This window comes from Chryseobacterium sp. X308, from assembly GCF_020733145.1.
Classification (GTDB): domain Bacteria; phylum Bacteroidota; class Bacteroidia; order Flavobacteriales; family Weeksellaceae; genus Chryseobacterium; species Chryseobacterium cupriresistens.
Genome location: NZ_JAJFZH010000012.1, coordinates 132147 through 150693, shown reverse-complemented (window position 1 = coordinate 150693; position 18547 = coordinate 132147). Strand labels below are relative to the sequence as shown.

General features: G+C 37.3%; 20 protein-coding genes. 4 read left to right on the top strand and 16 right to left on the bottom strand.

Annotated features, from left to right (window positions below; translation table 11 throughout):
* The first annotated feature begins 136 nt into the window (after positions 1-136).
* On the top strand, positions 137-334 hold the full coding sequence (locus LIV57_RS14355) for a hypothetical protein (protein WP_227943147.1): 198 nt from the start codon (positions 137-139) through the stop codon (positions 332-334).
* On the opposite strand, the gene LIV57_RS14350 is transcribed toward LIV57_RS14355, so the two are convergent.
* Positions 331-657: a hypothetical protein gene (locus tag LIV57_RS14350; protein ID WP_227943146.1), complete on the bottom strand. Its 327-nt coding sequence runs from the start codon at positions 655-657 to the stop codon at positions 331-333. The two genes, LIV57_RS14355 and LIV57_RS14350, sit on opposite strands and share 4 nt — an antisense overlap.
* A 40-nt stretch (positions 658-697) precedes the next feature.
* Here LIV57_RS14350 and LIV57_RS14345 point away from each other — a divergent pair, with 40 nt between their 5' ends.
* From LIV57_RS14345 to LIV57_RS14335, 3 genes are all read left to right on the top strand, one after another.
* Positions 698-880, top strand: coding sequence for a DUF5522 domain-containing protein (locus LIV57_RS14345; RefSeq protein ID WP_047434227.1), 183 nt, complete (start codon positions 698-700; stop codon positions 878-880).
* Position 881: 1 nt separating this feature from the next.
* Positions 882-1409: a DUF4136 domain-containing protein gene (locus tag LIV57_RS14340; RefSeq protein WP_110011388.1), complete on the top strand. Its 528-nt coding sequence runs from the start codon at positions 882-884 to the stop codon at positions 1407-1409.
* A gap of 597 nt (positions 1410-2006) precedes the next feature.
* A complete protein-coding gene (locus tag LIV57_RS14335; RefSeq protein WP_227943144.1) occupies positions 2007-3797 on the top strand; it encodes an endonuclease in 1791 nt (596 codons plus the stop codon).
* A 203-nt stretch (positions 3798-4000) separates the two neighbouring features.
* Here LIV57_RS14335 and LIV57_RS14330 read toward each other — a convergent pair whose 3' ends face one another.
* The 15 genes from LIV57_RS14330 to tssD form a co-directional block, all read right to left on the bottom strand.
* Complete coding sequence (locus LIV57_RS14330) at positions 4001-4720, bottom strand: hypothetical protein (protein WP_227943142.1); 720 nt, start codon at positions 4718-4720, stop codon at positions 4001-4003.
* Positions 4721-4872: 152 nt separating this feature from the next.
* Complete coding sequence (locus LIV57_RS14325; RefSeq protein WP_227943141.1) at positions 4873-5250, bottom strand: hypothetical protein; 378 nt, start codon at positions 5248-5250, stop codon at positions 4873-4875.
* Positions 5234-5707, bottom strand: a complete 474-nt coding sequence (locus tag LIV57_RS14320; RefSeq protein ID WP_227943138.1) for a LemA family protein — start codon at positions 5705-5707, stop codon at positions 5234-5236. The genes LIV57_RS14325 and LIV57_RS14320 overlap by 17 nt, the downstream gene beginning before the upstream one ends.
* 86 nt (positions 5708-5793) lie before the next feature.
* Positions 5794-6576: an E3 ubiquitin ligase family protein gene (locus tag LIV57_RS14315; RefSeq protein ID WP_227943137.1), complete on the bottom strand. Its 783-nt coding sequence runs from the start codon at positions 6574-6576 to the stop codon at positions 5794-5796.
* A 95-nt stretch (positions 6577-6671) separates the two neighbouring features.
* Positions 6672-7322 carry a hypothetical protein gene (locus LIV57_RS14310; protein ID WP_079242798.1) on the bottom strand — a complete coding sequence of 217 codons (651 nt, stop codon included), beginning with the start codon at positions 7320-7322 and terminating at the stop codon, positions 6672-6674.
* Positions 7323-7390: 68 nt separating this feature from the next.
* The gene (locus LIV57_RS14305; protein WP_227943135.1) at positions 7391-8044 is read right to left on the bottom strand and encodes a hypothetical protein; all 654 of its coding nucleotides are present in this window, start codon (positions 8042-8044) and stop codon (positions 7391-7393) included.
* A 9-nt stretch (positions 8045-8053) separates the two neighbouring features.
* Positions 8054-8869 (bottom strand): hypothetical protein, encoded by an 816-nt coding sequence (locus LIV57_RS14300; protein WP_227943134.1) that lies wholly within the window; start codon positions 8867-8869, stop codon positions 8054-8056.
* An 8-nt stretch (positions 8870-8877) separates the two neighbouring features.
* Positions 8878-11538 (bottom strand): OmpA family protein, encoded by a 2661-nt coding sequence (locus LIV57_RS14295; protein ID WP_227943133.1) that lies wholly within the window; start codon positions 11536-11538, stop codon positions 8878-8880.
* An 11-nt stretch (positions 11539-11549) separates the two neighbouring features.
* On the bottom strand, positions 11550-12038 hold the full coding sequence (locus LIV57_RS14290) for a DUF4280 domain-containing protein (protein WP_227943132.1): 489 nt from the start codon (positions 12036-12038) through the stop codon (positions 11550-11552).
* Between the two features lie 25 nt (positions 12039-12063).
* A complete protein-coding gene (locus LIV57_RS14285; protein WP_227943131.1) occupies positions 12064-13107 on the bottom strand; it encodes a hypothetical protein in 1044 nt (347 codons plus the stop codon).
* A 59-nt stretch (positions 13108-13166) separates the two neighbouring features.
* On the bottom strand, positions 13167-14579 hold the full coding sequence (locus LIV57_RS14280; RefSeq protein WP_227943130.1) for a T6SS phospholipase effector Tle1-like catalytic domain-containing protein: 1413 nt from the start codon (positions 14577-14579) through the stop codon (positions 13167-13169).
* Between the two features lie 34 nt (positions 14580-14613).
* Complete coding sequence (locus LIV57_RS14275) at positions 14614-15588, bottom strand: DUF2931 family protein (protein ID WP_227943129.1); 975 nt, start codon at positions 15586-15588, stop codon at positions 14614-14616.
* A gap of 61 nt (positions 15589-15649) precedes the next feature.
* Positions 15650-15820 carry a hypothetical protein gene (locus tag LIV57_RS14270; RefSeq protein ID WP_153816338.1) on the bottom strand — a complete coding sequence of 57 codons (171 nt, stop codon included), beginning with the start codon at positions 15818-15820 and terminating at the stop codon, positions 15650-15652.
* 1 nt (position 15821) lies between these two features.
* The gene (locus LIV57_RS14265) at positions 15822-17753 is read right to left on the bottom strand and encodes a type VI secretion system Vgr family protein (RefSeq protein ID WP_227943128.1); all 1932 of its coding nucleotides are present in this window, start codon (positions 17751-17753) and stop codon (positions 15822-15824) included.
* A 147-nt stretch (positions 17754-17900) separates the two neighbouring features.
* Positions 17901-18305: a type VI secretion system tube protein TssD gene (gene tssD, locus LIV57_RS14260; RefSeq protein ID WP_002977458.1), complete on the bottom strand. Its 405-nt coding sequence runs from the start codon at positions 18303-18305 to the stop codon at positions 17901-17903.
* Positions 18306-18547: the final 242 nt, after the last annotated feature.

Genomic DNA, 18547 nt, shown 5'->3' with positions numbered 1-18547 from the left:
CCAGATAGATTTTGAAGAAAGTAGGGTAAAAATCAAAGACGTTCACCCTACGCAAGCTAACTCAAGGTCGCTTTTATAAATATAAATGTATAAAAAATATTTGGAAGTTAACACAGAATCTAAAGCCGGATGAATTTTGATTTTTTTGATAAACGGGCTAAAGCCCATTCCTATTGAATTATACAGTACTGCAATGCCAAAATATTCCGGTTATCTTGATGTGAAAAATCTTAATACTTCTGTCATTACAAAGAATAAATCGGAAGCCAGAACCCAGAAGCCTGAACCCGAATCTCGTAACCCGGAACTCCAATGCATCATGCCCTTATTCTAAAGGTATTTCCTGAAGTTCCACAATTTTCTTTTTCTGAGATAGTTCAGGTTGTTTTCATTTGCGTAAGCTTCTTTTTCGAAGGAAATTCTTCTGTAAGCCAGATAACCGTCCTTCAGTTTGAAAAACCAGTAATAATATTCAATACCATAGAAAATATAGAAGAAAATAACGAGCATTTCCAGTTGCTGCCGTAAATGAATTTTTTCGTGATTGATCAATACATTATTTTCCTTATCTTCGGGTTTCCTAATGAAGATAAAGGGAAAGAGAGCGATGCCATTAATTTTTAATTTTTTTAAAGGCTTTTGGCATACAATTATCATAGTAACAAATATAAAAAGTTTTTTGACTAGCATTTAACTTATGGCCCATTATGACATCAAAGAAGGTGAAGACTTCTACTATAATGAACAGGGGTACAAGGTTTTTACGGAAAAATTCCATCTGAAAAGGGGGTATTGCTGTAAAAGCGGCTGCAGACACTGTCCTTACGGGTACGATAAAAAGACTGATACATTCATTAAAAGTGATAAAAAAAATAAATAAAATGAAAAAATATATTTTTATTTTGTTGGCATCTGCTACATTAGGTTTAACTTCTTGTAGCCCTTTTCAGGTACGTTCGGATTATGCTGAAACCGCCAATTTCAATTCTTACAAAACCTATAAAATAAGAATTGATGATCTAAAACTGAATGATATTGATAAAGACAGAGTGCTAAATGAGCTGTCGAGACAGCTTCAGAGCAAAGGACTTCAGTCCGGCGAAAACCCTGATCTGATTATCAACGTAAAAGCAAATCACAAAAAGATTACTGATATCAATTCCTCTTCTCCTTACGGAATGTGGGGATGGGGCGGACCATTCGGATGGGGTGTTGGTATGAACAGAACATGGACAACCAACTACAATGAAGGCGCTTTGATCGTTGATCTTATCGATGCAAAAAGCAACAAATTGGTTTGGCAGGGTATCGGAAGCGGAATTTCTGTAGATTCTCCAAAAGCAAAACAGAGACAGATTCCAGAAATTATGGCTGAGATTATGAAAAATTATCCGCCACAAAGAAAATAAGATGTAAGTCATCCATTATATAGCCGGTACGTTTGGTACCGGCTTTTTTTATGGGTAATTATTTGTTTTTTCCCGCAGATAACACAGAATTGAATAAATGATAAATATAGTCTTCTGTTATTTAAGTTTTGGCTGAAGCCAAATGAAAAACGTCTATTTTAGACCGGGCTAAAGCCCGCCCCTATTGAATTTATAATATTGAGGGATAAAACATAGAAAGTATAGGCTTTTTTATGGTAATTTTTTTTTTATCGCAGATAACACACAATTACACAGATAACTGTGGATATAATCTTCTATTATTTATAGTTTCGGCTGAAGCCAAATGAAAAACGTCTTATTTTAAACCGCGCTTCCTTCGTCTTCACTCTGGATTATAGCCCGGTCCTATAGGATTTACAATATTGAGGATAGATTATAGAAAAGTCATCATTCAAAGATATAAAACTGAATTTCATACAAAACCTCATCATTCATCATCCATCATTTATCACTCACTATGCATTGCATACAGTGTGTTTAAAATTAACAATTTTGTAATTTTTTATTCACAAAAATTGTGGTATTCTTGCTGAAACTTTATATTAAATATTAATTATGAAAAAAATCATTTTATTTTCTGTATTTGCGGGACTTGCCCACGCTCAGGCTCCTGCAGGATACTACAATTCTGCCAGCGGACTAACCGGTGCAGCACTCAAAACTGAATTAAGCAGCATTATCACCAACGGACATATTGATAAAGGATACAGTGGACTTTGGACAGGCTATAAAACCACAGATATTGACAAGGACTATGAAAATGACGGAACTATCCTTGATATTTATTCTGAAAAGCCTGCAGGGGCTGACCCATATAACTATACTCCCGGAACCGACCAGTGCGGGACCTATTCCAGTGAAGGAAACTGTTATAACAGAGAGCACATTGTTCCTCAAAGTTTTTTTAATCAGGCCTCTCCAATGGTGTCGGATATTCACTTTATCAGAGCTACAGACGGAAAGGTAAACGGAATGAGAAGCAATTATCCTTTCGGAAAGGTAGGAAGTGCTTCTTTTACTTCACAGAACGGATCCAAGCTGGGAACATCTTCTTCTTCAGGATATTCAGGAACGGTATTTGAGCCTATTGACGAGTTTAAAGGCGATGTGGCCCGTATGATTTTCTATTTTGTAACCCGTTATCAAAGCAAGCTTTCTTCTTTTTCATCAGGAAATATGTTAGGAAGTTCTGCGTTCCCGGGATTACAGACATGGGAACTTAATGTCCTTTTGGTATGGCACAATCAGGATCCGGTTTCTCAGGCTGAAATCAAAAGAAATAATGCTTCCTATACTTTTCAGGGGAACAGAAACCCGTTTATCGACAATCCAAATTATGTTAACCTTATCTGGGGTTCCCAGCAGCCTTCAGGTGATACACATGCGCCTACTACAGCAACAGGTCTGAATGTTTCAGGAACAACTTCCAGCAGTATTTCTCTGGCTTGGAATGCTTCTACCGATAATGTAGGAGTAACAGGATATAATGTTTACATGAACGGAAGTCTGCAAACGACTACGAGTTCAACTTCCACAACCATTTCAGGACTTACTCCTTCCACAACTTACAGCTTTTATGTGGTAGCGAAGGATGCCGCAGGAAATTCATCATCAAACAGTTCAACAGTTTCCGGTACTACTACTTCTGGCGGTACTACTCCGGGGACCAGCTGTGCCAATGAAAATTTTGAAACCATTCCTGCAGCCAACTCTACGTATACAACCAGAACATGGAGCAATGGTGGTATTTCCTGGACAGCAACGGATGCAAGAACAGACCAGACCATTAACAATAAAGCAATTACGGTAAGAAACGGTTCTTTAACTTCCGGAAGCTCTGCAAACGGTATTGGGTCTTTAACGGTAACTACACAGCTTAAATTCTCAGGAACCAATGGTACTTTTGATGTAAAAGTAAACGGAACAACCGTAGGAACTGTTCCTTACAGTACTTCGTCTACAACAACGACTATCAATAATATCAATATTTCAGGAAATGTAGTGGTAAGCCTTGTAAATACTTCATCAAGCAACAGAGTAGCTATTGACGATCTTTCATGGACTTGCTATTCAGGATCAACAGCAAGAATGGCTCAAAATACAGCAGCAGAAACTACATCCAATAGTTTTAAAATCTCTCCTAACCCTATCACCAATCAGGAAATCTTTGTAAAAGGAGATCTTCAGAAGGTAAGAAAAGCCGAGATTTATAACCTTCAGGGGAAAACTCTTCAGACAATTGACCAGCCTTTCAGAAATGGAAATTCTATTAAAACCAGAAATCTTGGTCAGGGAGTTTATATTTTGAAACTGGATCAGGTAACGATGCAGTTTATAGTGAAATAGTTCAAATAGTAATTTGATATAAAAATGCCGGTCTTTTTAGACTGGCATTTATTTTTTTTAACTCTCGCAGATTTTGCTGATTGAGCAGATTTTTTTAACGCAGAGATTTTATTTTCTAATGTTTTATTTTAGAGGGCAGAGAGGAATCAGCAAGCTGATCTGACTAAGCGAATGTTCTACATTCTCTGTTTATTTTATCTTAATTAATTCACAGAAATTTTATCAAGGTCCGGATATCCGGATCCTTTTAAAAGGTCTTTCCATTCTTTATTTCTGAACACGAAGAGGTTACAGCGGTATTCGTCCGGTCTGTTATCTATTTTGGTTTCGCAGTAATAATAGAGCATATCTTTACTTCTCCAGATCGCTACTTCCTGTCTGAGTTTGTTATGCGTCCGGATGATCTCATTATCTTTAACTTCAGATTCAAAACCTTCACGAATAGTATCAAAACTAGGTTTCTGAAGTGTCTTGTTTAAGCTTTCCAGAAGTGCTGTTTTTTCCTGCTCTGTATAAATATCAAGCTGATACATTCCCAGTTCATCTTCTTTTTCATTGGCAAGCGGGCCAATTTCCTGATCTACTTTTCCGAAATGTAAAATTACTTTGTTTGTATTTTTATGATTCTTTCCTTCCAGATCAATTCCGTTGAAGTGTAATAATTCTTTTGATGCAAAGGCCAGCTTTTCATTTCCGATCAGGGTAACTTCACTGGTACGGACGGCTTCTTTTGCTGTTGCTCCGGCAGATTTTAAAATATCGTTGATATTTTGTCCTGCTTTCAGTTTAGCAAGATTGAAAGGTTCGGTCTGGGTACTTCCCTGTGTTTCAACCAAAGACTCAGTATCTTTATTTTTCTGATGGCCGCATGAAGCAACTGCCAGACAGAGCATTGGTACTACTATATATTTCAGTCTTTTCATAATGTTAGTGTTAGTATACAGTTATCAATAATAGAACAGAAAAAAATGGATTCAAGTATCCGGAGATGCTTTTTTATTTGTTTTGCTCTATTTTAAATGTCTTTATTTAATCATATACTTATTCCTTGGAGAAGCGATATTCCAATCTAAAATTACTGATTTTGCCTTTCCTTAATTATTTTAGACCAATCACTAAACATTTTGGTGATAGTATTGGCATTGATTAAACTGAAAAAAAACATTCCCGTAAGTATCGTAAGCCAGCAATAGGCTAGTTTCACTCCATTTTTATCGGTAATAAAGAAAAGGATCAATATGGTGAGTGTTCCTACTATAAATGTAAAAAGCAAAGTATACATCAATACATGAATGATGTACATATTGAAGTTCAGCTTTCTAAAGATCCATGCTATCACTGCCATCGGAATAAGCAGCAAAATGGGTACTAACATCGCTCCGAAAATGGTTGCTTCCGGGTAAGCAGCTATTTTGTCTTCTAATCCGAAAAAAGTATTAAAACTGAACTCCATTATATTGTTTTTCAGAATCTGTTATTTCCAGTAGTGTTTTGTCTTTATATGCCAGTATTTTTGCCAATATTACATTGGGAAATTCATGAATTCCGATATTATAAAGGTTTACACTGTCATTGAAAAATTCTCTTCTGTCTGCTATTTTGTTCTCCAGGTCGGAAATTCTTTTCTGCAGTTCAAGAAAATTATTATTAGATTTCAGATCAGGATAGTTTTCTGAAACCGCAAAGAATGAGGAAAGCGCTTTTGAGGTTTCATTGGCAATCTCAGTTCTTTTATCAGCGTCAGTACTGTTATTGTAATAAGTTCTGAGCTCTGTAAGGCGGGAAAGAAGCTTTTCTTCGTAGTTCATAAAGTGTTTGGCAACAGAGACCAGATTGGGAATTTCATCTGTACGCTGTTTCAGCACCACATCAATATTGCCGTATGCTTTGTCAACGTTAAATTTGAGCATGACCAGTTTGTTGTACAAATTGATCAAAAAACTTATAACAACTACCCCAAGCAGGATAAGTAGTATGATAGCGACCGTCTGATTCATTATTGTATAAGTATATAAATAATTATTAAAAGGATGATGGAACAGGTAAACATAAACGATCTCAACAATGGCTGATATTTATTCCAGACTGTGATTCCTGAGGATGAAGTAATCCCGAGGATTTTATAATGCTCATCTTTTCTGATGAAAGGGGTTCCGTTTCTGGAATCGGCATAGCCCACCAGCAGCATCTTCTGACCATCTTTTAAAAGAGTTTCTTTGTACCTTTTACCGCCATGACTGCTTATATTGGTTTCTTCCAATAAAACCAGCTCTATTCCTTTCGGTTCTACTTCTATGGTTCCTGTGTCATCTTTAACCCTGAAGGTATTGCATTTCGTTTCCCTGTGAATAGTTCTGTAACTTTCTTTGCCGTCTGAATCTCTGTCAATATCTTCAATGGTATAATAATATCCGATGCAGGCTTCATCATTTACTGGTGAAAATAAAGGATTCATCATCATTAATGTTCCTTCAATCTCTGCCAGTCCTTTTGCTACAGAATGGATCTTAGAGGTAGGCAGTGAGGATTGCAGGCGTAAAAAACGTTTTGAAGCAGTAGGCTTCATTAAAACAATAAAGATGAAAACAAAAAAAAGTAAAGGAAAAAAAACGATCGCTTTCTCTGCGTAACTGTCATAGTTATTGGAAATTTCAGAAGCATATTCATGCAGCGGCATTCTATCTTTGAAAATAATCCACAGAATAAAGTAAATAAAGCCTGCAGCTATTATTCCTAAAATACTATAGCCAATGTATGGTTTTCCTTTTTTAACTTCCATCTATTTTGTTCTAAAATCCGGTGGAAATATCTGAATATTACTCCAGTATTTTTCTTGTCAATGATGTCTCATTTTTTTTCTCTATGGAAAAGATTTTAGTTCATATACTTATACCATGGAGAAGCAGGAGGTGTAGGATATTTCAATCCAAAAACTGCATTATTACGATAGGCATCTTTCGTCACAGAAATATATTTATTTCTTATTTTACCATCATCTTCAATAGAAATACTTAATATGGAATAATTTTTCCCGTCATCCCAGAAGAAAGAAGTAGGATAGGTAAAGGAATTTTTCTCATTTTGATTCCATGACACTTTTTCTGGAGAAAGTTTTTTAAGCTTTTCAAAAATAGGTTTTACCAGCTTAGCATCTACAGTTGCTTTATCTGTAATAGAAGCAGTAGGATTTCCATTCTTTTTTACTATTTTTTCTACAAATTCCAAAGAATATTTTTCGGCAGCATTGGTGTCCAGAGCACCTACTTTTCCTTTGTATACTGTAATCCTTGTACCCATGGTATTATCTAATGGTATATTTCCATAGGTTATTCCTTTGTTTTCATCAGCATAATATTGAATGATATCGGCTTTTGCTGCATCTTTCAGAAATAAGTCTTTGTTTTCAAAATCATACTTCTTTGCATCCTCCCCTAAGGAAACGGATGACAGGTCAAATGATTTATTTCCACAACAGATATTGATCAATACTACAAAAATCAATACCAGCACTCTTGCTTTTTTCATACTACTTTATATTTTGATGATTATTATAATTCGTTATCTTTTTGATAAACTCTCTTTTTTAAAAAAAATTATGATTTCAAATATATGAATACTATACAGGAAATATTAATGAAAAGCAGTAATAGTGCCAACCGGACAGACCAGTTTATTCTTTTTTTCATAGGATATGATGTGGTGTAGGTAGAAATTAAGGCAACAAAAAATGCAGCAAATCCTGTAAAAAAACAGCCTGCAGCAAACATCAACCAATCCAGCTGAATAGCATTGGTACTTTCTTCACCTGCTTTATCTGTTATCTTTAGTTTCTGTCCCATAACAGGCGGATTATCGCTTGTAATATCCAACGTTTTAATCACTTTTTCCCCATTGTTATCTGTATATTCTACTTTTGGAAAAAAAATGGTTTTATCCCTGTAGGTAGAGTTTGAAAAATTTTTAAACTTCGTTATTTCTTTTTTATATCCCACTACGATTGCTTCATACTGTGGCTCATCAAAGGTTCTATAAGCCTTTTCCCAGAAAAAGGTATATGATAAGACAAACGCCATTGCATTTACCGAAATCATAATGATTGAGATGATTAAAAGAAGGAATGCTTTTTCCAGAAAACCTCCTCTTTTTCCCGCATTATTTCTGTTCGCTGTAAATTTCAAAAAGATTTTATATCCTTTATACAGAGAAAATATGACAATTATTGCTATAAAATATCCTAAAAAAGTCATTTTTACTGATTAAATAATGCTGAACCCTTTTTCTTTTGTTCTCATATGAAGCTTCACTTCTAATTCTATATTGCTTTGTTTTTCAATATCGGGACTTTTGAATTGTAATGGTTGTGAGCCGTCTTTTCTCATCAGTCTTACTAATTTTCCGTATCCCATTACTTCAAGCTGGAGATCAGCTTCATGAAGTTCTTCCACTTCTAAGTTCTGAGAAAATAATTGGCCAGCGCTCTCCAAAAATCTTTTTTTTCTTTCTTCTGTATAGTATAAGGCCTGTTCCTGCAGTTTCATTTTGTCCTGTGACATTTCCAGATATTTTCCGGCATCATGGCTTTGCAATACCGTTCTGATCTGTTTATAATATTTTAAAACATCATTGAAAAGGTCTTCTTTTTTGATGTCTTTTAAGTCTACTGAATTCTGCCATCCATCTAATACAAAAGGAAGTTCAACTTCTATTTCACCTGCGATTTCAAAATGAAGATATTTGATATTGTCACTCAGACCATCCCATGGAGATTCAAGTTTAGGATGAAAAACAGACCTGGAAGCTTTCCAGTTATCAAGCTCGGCACAGAAAAAATCAATAGACATCATATCGTCTTCATCCAATACATTTTTTCCTAAACGAGGATACATTTTCCCGGTTACTTTATATTTCCCACTCTGAAGCAATGCCTGATTAATCATGGTGTCACCTCCGAATCCTCCTTCTTTTGTCTCATCTCCATACCAATCTATCACAGGAACATCATTCACATAGATGGTTCCTGAACAGTACATTCTTGGATATACAGAATATAAGGGCTTTTTTAAATTATGCATAGGTCAATTTAAGTTAAATATTTTTTTTCCAAATAGAAGGTTTCTTCTTTTATTGCTTTTTCTTCTACTTTAAAATTGCTTTTCCACCAGCCTACTTCTCCTTCTATTTCTACTGAAAGTACTACTCCTGAGAATTTCAGGATAGGCTGTATGAATAGTCCTTTAGTATCAGAATCCAGTACAATATCTCCACCAAAGTAAGAATCTGCTTTTGCAGCGGCTTTAAATGTCATGATAGGCTTCGATTTTGTCCCTTTTACTCTTCCTACCTCAACGCTTACACTGAGTTCAATAGTGGCTCCCATTTTTCCTCCAATGGTAGTTTTTCCCTGCATATTGATCCCGTTGATACTGTCAATCTTCAGGGCATCTACCATTATTTCCAGCTCCCCATAAAATGTTGCTGTAAAGGTTACCGAAGCACCTAATTTTTCTAATCCTCCACGAAACTTATTAATAATTCTTGCCGCTGCCGGGTTTCCGGTTGCTCCATACGAAGCCGCCGCAATGGCTGCTCCCAATATATCAATAACAACTTCAGCTCCAATTAAAGGTTTAAATCCAAAGCCTACTTCACCAATAACGCTAAGTGTATTTCTTTCGTTGACTCTTTCCAGGTACCATTTTCCTACGACGGTAAATTTTGGATACCTGACATTGAAACCAACCGGTATTGCTGTTTCTTTTGCCGCACTTTGCGCATAGTTGATTGCATTTTGTACAATATTGACCGCAGTGGCAATCATTCTGGCTACCAGTTTGATTCTATCTGCAAATTCATTAGTAAAACTTCTCTTTTCTCTCCCGGCATCCCATTCGGCAGATATGCCCAACCCTATTGAAATCGGAACTTTCCCGGTTTCATTCATCCTCATTCTGTTATATCCTGCCTGTCTGGATTTTTCCTGGTGTTTTGCATAAACAGATCCTGGCGGCATATTGGCTGCTTTATAATTGGAAACATTCACCAAAAACTCAAGAGCAAGTTCCCATTTAATATCCGGATAAGCTTTAATCAGTACCGTAGTTCTTTTTTCATTACTAAAGTATCTGCAGCTATGAACATGCAGATGAAACTGATTCGGATTGGATGCTGAAGGCCAGATATATTCTACCGGAAAAGCGTTGACTCTGGAAAGGTTTGAGTATACTCCATAAGTAAATGAAGGAGTGGTAAATGTCTTTACGGTATCTCCTTTATCTATCGCCTGCCCTACATCTACAATCAGGGTTTGTTTTTTATGTTTTCCTTTGCTGTCTCTGAAACATTCATTGGTTTGAAAACCTGTAATATCAATTACTAAATTTTTCTTTGTAGATACACTCGGTGCTGTTACTTCATAGTTTACAGTCTGAGCGTCATGGGCATTGAATACAAATGAGATGTCTACTCTGCGGTTATTTTCGTAGTCTTTCTCATTTTTGTATTTGATATTGTCTCTTCCCATTTTATCATCGGTAGGATCTACTTCCCCTTTTCCTACGGAGATAATTCTTCTTGGATCTAATCCGCCGTCTGCAAAGAATTTTTTCACCACATCAGCTCTTCTTTGGGAAAGCCCTTTGTTATAATTTTCTTTCCCTATAACGCATGCATAACCACTGAGATTCATTGTGGAATCTTTATGTTCAAGAAGAAATTTGAGCACATTATTCAGGACGGCTTCCCCGTCTTTATCAATAATTGTAGAGTCAAACTTATAGTAGATTGTTCTCTGAATATGTTCCTGCAGAGCAGCAGACTTTAACAGTTTGACACCGTTTCCATTGTCAAACACTTTAACGGTTGTATTGCTGGCTTGTCCGTCCTTGGTTTCATTTTCAGTGATTTTGATCACTTCAAACTTACAGGGCTCGAGTCTGACGGAGTTTACATCCGGCTTATAGACTTTGGTTGGCGTCTGGTTCTGCGCGCCGTTGGTATTGGTAGTAACTACTTTATTTTTTACATTCAGATAGATGGCATGAAGGTCATCTCCAAGCTTGTCTTTAATGTACTTTTTGGATGCAACATCTTTTACTTTAACATAGAACTCCTCTACATTCTGAATATTGTCCACATAAGCCATCCAGGCAAATGTATTTTCTATTTTCAGATTCACTTCACCATCGATTACCTGTACATTATTGTAGGTATGTACCAGTTTATCCGCTTTTGCTGTCTGTTGATTCCAAAGTTCGATACTGACTGTATTTCCATTGAGACCTTCCGTCACGAGGTTCAGATGAACAATATGTCCATAAGAAATGTATTCGGACTTTTTATTGTTTTTAATGCTTTTGCTGTTCTTCTGGGTAGACCATTTGCTGCTCACAATTTTGGGCTCACACCAGCCTTTTACATATAGCCCTGTATTACCTTTAGGGTCTCTTACTCCTGAAAGACTGGCTTCAATATAAAACTGATAGCTTCCGCAATACTGCTTACCAATTAAAAATTTATATCCGGTAGCAGAGGTGATCTGATTGATGATAATTTTTTTGCTGCTGTTCTGCCTCATCCAGGTAAGAGGTTTCTTTTTGTCGGCATCTGTGGTGCCTGGCAGCCATTCATCCACACCAAACTGCACCCACTGATCCGGTTTTATGGTAATCCTTTGCCCTAATACAGACATTTTGGGGTAATACAATCCGCTTACAACTTTTATTTTTTTTACGCCTTTTGCCATTCTCTTATCATTTAGATTGCACCATCCTGCCCTCCTCCTGAAGGCGGTTCGTTATACATTTCTTCGGAATCTACCAGCGGATTGATCTGCTGCTGAACATCTTTGTCGGCATTTTTAAAGTTCTGCTGGCTGGCTTCTGCTCTTTGCCCGTGGTCTATAATCTCGATGCATGGCGTTCCGGCAACAGCGCATACGGCTTTGCTGTCTTCCACAATGATATATCCACCGTTGCTGAGCTGTACTTTATCATAAAAATTCTGCCATTCTGTAACCATAATTTTACACGGAGGCGGCGGACCTCCCATTTTGGTACAGTTTCCGAATGTGTTTTTTTCAAATGTGGCTGCTCCTATTTCTTTCGTGGTAACGATCAGTTTTTTGGAAGCGCTTTTATCATTGGCATATTCTTTTTGGTGTGTAAGTACTTTCAGCTTGTCCGGAACCTGCCCGAACTGGCATTTGCATAGGGCGCCCTGTACTACAATATGTTTTTCTGCCATATTAATTTTATCTTTAGTGAAGTGGTTATTTATTATCAATTCCTGAAACTGACACTGAAATCTTTTTCTCTTCCTGCAGCATGATACTGCATTCCAGATAAAGAGATTCCGGAAGTGAAGTTTCTCCTTTCAGATAGCTTATAAGTCTGAAAGTTCCTTCTTCATTCATCACAGGATGATCTTCTATAATCAATGAAAAAGGTGATTGTCTTATAAAATCATCAATATTTCTTTCTTCATATAACTTTCCATATCCTTCTATGGTAGTCAGACCTGTTTCTCCTTTCACCGGATCTGTTTCCAGTGTGAGTTTATATGCAGGTTCAATGGCATTATCTGTTACCGGAAAGGTTTCTGTCATCTCAGTTCTATATTCATTTCCGAAACGCTGGTATATTCCAAAAAATAATGAGCGGATGAAATAATCATTTTTAATATACAGATTGATGGCTTCGGGCTGGCTGATCACTTTTTCAATCTTTCCACAGTATTCGTCTACCGTTTCGCCATCAAATTCTTTATAGAGTTCTTCTTTTACAGCTGGCCATCTTTTGGAAAATACCTCTGCATTTTCTACGGTTTCAAACTTTCCATGTTCATCTGTACTGATCTGTAAAGGATATAAAACCCCGGAGGTTCTGTAAGCCAGCAGATCTGCAATTTCATTTACTTCTTCTTCATTGAGATAGAGCTTTGATGTTCTTTCTATTTCAAAAAAATGCTTTGCTTTTTCTGTTTTCAGCCACCGAACGGATGCTTCATATTTTAATTCGTTTTTCGATTCTCCTTTTTCAATGGTAATAACGACACTGTATCTTAGCACTTTGTTTTCAGGCTGAAGAGTAAGGCTGTTTCCTTTTCCGAATTTTACCAGACTCTTTTTATCTGCAACCGCCGTTCTCGGAACAAATAGCTCTTTCTGCCCGTTGAGATTGATCAGGATCATGTCTTTAACAGCGCAGTGATTATTGTGGAAGAGTTTTAATGCATCTTTATCAAGCCCGTACAGTGAGGCAATACTTTTTAAAGTTTCATCTTTCTGAACGGTATGTATATTATATTTCTGCATAAAAATGTTCCTGCTTCAATTTCTTTCTTGTATGATATCTTATTATTATAGATTTGGTTTTAATGGATAACTCTTGTTCTGTTCGGTCTCGGATCCATCCCGATCTTTTCCCTCCTTGCTGACCAGTGAAGGTAATGAAGACGAAGGAATCTCAAATCGTTCTGTTCTTTTACTTCTTTCTGATAAGCATCCTGACGGTCTTCCGGGACTTCGTTTCCACCATAAGCATCGCGCAGCGCTTTAAAATGTTTGAAAGCATAAGGTTTGCCATTTCCCATCACATAAGTTCTGAGACGGTCTTTTATTCCTATTAAAAACTGATCATTCAAAATGGAATATTTATCATCAGTCATTTTTTTCAAGGTGATAGGAAGATTTTTCTCAATGCCGTATTCAGCCATAAAATGTAGAGGAATATAGCTGTAAGTTTTCAGCAGATAACGGGTTCCTCTCAATGATAAATAGAATCCAGGAGTAATGGTAAGCATATCTTTTTCATACCAACCTTCTGATACGAGTTCTGCTTTTAATGCTTCTAATTTGGAACTGGTTGTCCAGGATGTTTCCACTTCTTCCCATGTTTCCTGCCCGTTTTCATAGGCACCACCCACGTCGCAGTGTACACCAGGGAAAGTTTTTTCAGTTCCGATGTGTACTCTTGTCAGATCAAAGTTTTCTCTATGCTCATTTTCTGCGATGAAGTGAACTACAGTCTGGGCTTTTCCAATTTCATTCAGGCTTAATTCTTCTACGTCATTGCTGAAATTGGGTACTGGTGACAGATATTTTGAGTAGGAAGAAACGGTATCGTAAATCCCCAGGAATCTCACTTTCAACACATCAACTTTTAACCCTGCTTCTTCGAGCTTAAGGCCAAGGTGTCCCCATTTTGGAAGTTCTTCAGAATCAACATTTTTTCCATCATCATCTGAATAGGTGGTCACTGAAACAGCTTCGTTTGCGACGGTGCGTGAACTGGCTTTATATTTTGCTTTTCCGATTTCGTATACAAAATTACGTGCGGCAGCAGCTCCACGGCTGAATCCGAATACATCGAAAGTAAGTACCGCAATTTTATCAGCTTTCTTTTCAGCTTTAAGGGTTTTCACCTTTTTTACAATTTCTTCGCAGCCTTTTCTCACTTTTGATCTGATCCCGGTTTCTCCGGTCCCGAAAGCGTATCCGAGCGTTGCATCTCCTTCTTTATCCAATGTACCGATACCTTCTATATAAATCCCGAAGTTTTTATCATAGTTATCCCACATGCGGGCTACATTACTCCAGTCATTGTTATAACTGGTATTGTCTGTATCTTTTCCACCGTGTTTTTTATGAGCATCTGTCCCTTTTCTTCTCTCTTCCGTATTGGTTTTATTATTCAGGGTTCCGTCAAAAAAAATCCCAATGGTAATATCCAGTACTTCCTCTTTGGATACAGATGGTGTATAACTTCCAAATTGATTGTTGTGCATCGTTCTTGTTTTTAAATTGACTGAGTGAATATTATCATTCTATCTTTCGGGATACCCTTATTTTTGCTTTGGTAACTGCCAGTTTTTCTTTTTCAGATTCTAAAGAGACCAAGACCTTTGTATTGTCTTCGTTTACTTTAATGGTCAGATCAATATTTTTGTCTTTTCCCGATTTCTGAAACAAATCAAATATCTCTTTATCATCAAAAGCGTCTATCCATACTGCATACCTGTTGTTGTTCTTGTCTTTCCAGTACAAACCGCAGAATTTTGGGATAGCCCTGCTTTTGTACGTATTCTCTTTCAAGCTTTGGTCAAAAAGGTTTTCCTGTTCACCGTTGTAACCGGTAAAACCAAAATCTATCCAGGTGGCTCCTTCAGGGAGAATCACGGAAGGTTTCCAGCTGTATCTTTCCCGATAAACGTTATAAATATCTGCTGGCGGATAGCCTTCTTTTTCAATTTTCTCACGAATTTCCGGCTTGAATGTCTTATAAGACGGATCTTTCAACATTCTTTCTGCAAAGCCTTCATTCAACATATACTGAGCATTATCGTATGCTTTTTCTTTGGTGATAATGGTATCATGAGCCTGAAAAGCGCCTACTTCTTTCTGGTTTCCCGGACCTTTCATCCAAAGCACAACTCTTCCCTGTGGGGCTAATCCTACCACAAAGGAATTGTAAGTAGATTTCTTTTTTGTGTCCTGGTCTACAAACCCCTCATCCAAAAGTTTTTTGATCTTTTCTTTATCCAGGTCCCATTTTCCGGTGTAGAATTTATTTTCTACCAAAGAGTACCATGTAAATTCCAGTTTATGGGGCGCACTCATGCTTTCAGTATTGACGTTCATGGTACCGCCTTCTTTACCCCAGCCTGTATTCTGTGTTCCCCAGATGGCATCAAAACTGTAAGTAAAACCATCTGCAACAATAGCTCCTTCATATACTTCCATCGGGTATTCCTCCGGGGCAGAAACGGTTCCCAGCCAACTGTATTTTTCTTCCATTTTTTTATTCTGACAATTCGTTAATGAAAAACACCATATAAAAAGAATCAGCAGGTTACATTTACTTATGGCCATGGGACATAATCTTCTTGTTACTCGCTAAAACCAGATTTTCCTTATGTGCTTCCACATTGATTTTCTTTGCTATTTTTTCAACCTTTTTTCCTACGCTCAGATGGTAAGAATCTTTAACTGTTATGCGCAGGTTGGTTGCTGTTTTGATGATCGCCATATCAGAAAAGTTTTGATTTTTCAGCACTGTTGAATTCTACAATCTTTCCGCTTTGCATAGTCATATTTTCCAGCTCGCTGAACATGGAAATTTCACCTGCAATTTCATTGGAGGTTTCAGATTGTCTTTTGAATTCTTTTTCAATCATTTCCGTTCTGGTATCGGAAGTTTCCGTAATATCTCCCGAAGCCGTAAGTTTCATATCTTTTCCTGCGATGGAAACAATATTATCGTTTGCGGTACTGGTAATACTTGCTCCTGCGCCTATAGAAATTTCTTTTCCTGCAGTGATGTTGATATTATCACCCGCATTCAACGTAAAATTTTTAGGGGCTTTCATACTGATATTTCCCTGTCCGTCCATAAAATAAGTGTTCCCGCTTGGATCAAGGATCGTTACACTTCCTTCTTCATCATTCATCAGGATCCTGATTCCGCTTCTGGTTTGAATAGACTTAAGGTGATTGTTTACGCCACCTCCCAACGCTACTCCACCATGGAACATTCCTCCCATTACGAAAGGTCTGTCCGGATGGCTGTGCACAAAATTAACCATCACCTGATCTCCCACTTCCGGAATAGCTACGTAACCACGGTTTTGGGTAATCTGATCTGTTCCTCCGGCATCAGGGCTCATCATACGGATAAAGTGAGTGGTATCATTGGTCTGCCAGTCAAATCTTACCTGTATCCTTCCCTGTCCTTCAGGATCTGTATTGGAAATTACTGTAGCTGTCTGTGGCTCGGCCTTCGGAATGGTGTATTCCGGCTTTGGAAGAAATCCTGTATCTGCTGCAATTCCTACGAAGCTTCCTTTATAATGACCGATGGTGTCAATTTCATGTTCTGATTCTGTAATCATGATTCTTGTGAAATATGAGGTTTCATTAGAATCCTGTTTACGCATCTGGACGTCTGCTACACACCCCGGGTGAAGGAAAGGAACCGTTGTATTTCCTGAAACAGAAAAAACATTTACTGCCTCACTTCCTGAAGCGCTTTTCTGCGAATATTCCACATCCAGGTGTGTAGTTGCTTTAATGGGAGCAATCTGCAGAGCCGGAGTCTTATAAATAGTGTCGTTATGACTGTATGCTGTTTTTGCAAGATCACTTACGTGTTTGATGGGTGTAGACCCTGAAGTCAGCTTTTCATTTTTATTACTGTTATAACCGTAGAATTGTGGTTTGGTGTGTACCGCTTTCAGCTCAACCTTTATTTCATTGGCACTGCTTCCGTACGTAAGGGTAATAGGCTTATTCTGAGCCGGCAGTTTTCCGAAATGTAAAACTTCACCATCGTAGTAGAATTGTTCACCATACGCTTCAGCCATTCTTGCCAGATAGTTATAATGGGTTTCATCATACTGGCTGCTATAGATGATCTGAGAAAAATTATTGGCATCTACCCTGATATCAAAACGGCTTTTATCAATCCCCTGTTTGATCACTTCTTCTGCAATAATTCCGATATTAACCGGCTGGCTTCCTCCAAAACTCTGGATATGCGGTGCTCCGTCAAGAAGGATGGTCGGACTGTAACCTGTAAGTACAATATTTCCCAGACTCATATGCTCCTGACTGAATCCTACTCCGGTAATCACTCCCACAAAAGTTCGTTCCGGACTGTTATCTATATCTTTATAGGAAATAACCGCCGTAAGTCTTTTTCCGAGAAATTTATTAGCTTCCTCCAGTGAGTGGGTCTGTCTGTTTCCCAGAGTATCGTGTGCCAGTGTCAGTGTAAATTCGTGATGTCGTCTGGTACTTTGTTTAAGCTTGAAATGCTTGTAGTACTTGATAATTTTCCCTTCTATGACAAGAGAAAGCTTTACCAGACGGTTGATACCTGTGTGATGGTTTTCGGAAATACCATCTGCATTCTGCGTCGGACGAAAAGACGCCGCTTGTGAGTTTCCAGGTGTATTTGACATATTTTTAGTGATTTGATTTGTTTTTTAAACGATTATTCAACAGAAAGAGAGTTTAAAAATTAAAAACAAAAATCCTGCAGAATATAGTCCTAGGTAAAAAAAGACCGTCTTGTAAGGACAGTCTTTTATTTCTGGCTCATGAAAGACTTAGCTCATCGGCCAAAGTCCGTCATAAGATGAGTTTCCATATGTGATGCTTTCAGCACTTACTACAAAGCTGATCAGCATATTATTGCTATCAATGGCATCAAAGTCTACTTCATGCTGGATAACATATCCGTTTTCCCATTTCAGAGAGATCAATGTTCCTTCTTCGTGAGATTTATTAAAGTTGATTTCCCCGCTAGTCGGTTTGTATTTACTGTTTAATAAACTTTCTAAAACATCAGATTTTTCTGTTGCTTCAATTGTTACTTTGATCAATGCGTTTGACGGGTCAGAGGCTACACGTCCTGAAACATCTGTAGATCTTGACACACTATAGTTAAGCTTTAACAACTTCTGACCTTCACCTCCATTGAATTTTAAGATTCCTCTTGAATTTCCTGCCATATTCTTAAATTTTAATCATTAACGAGATCCCTGCTATAGGATTTATATAACAAAGATAAAGTTCATGTTCTAATTTAAAAAGTTTTTAAGGCACTGTTTCATAAATTGTAGTAGTTCTACGACATTTTAAAATTCTACACAACAAAATAATACAGGAATTTTAATCTAATAAATTATATTTTTTATTAAAATTTTTCTACATAACACCAAAGAAAATCAAAACACAAAATCAGCTAAGAATC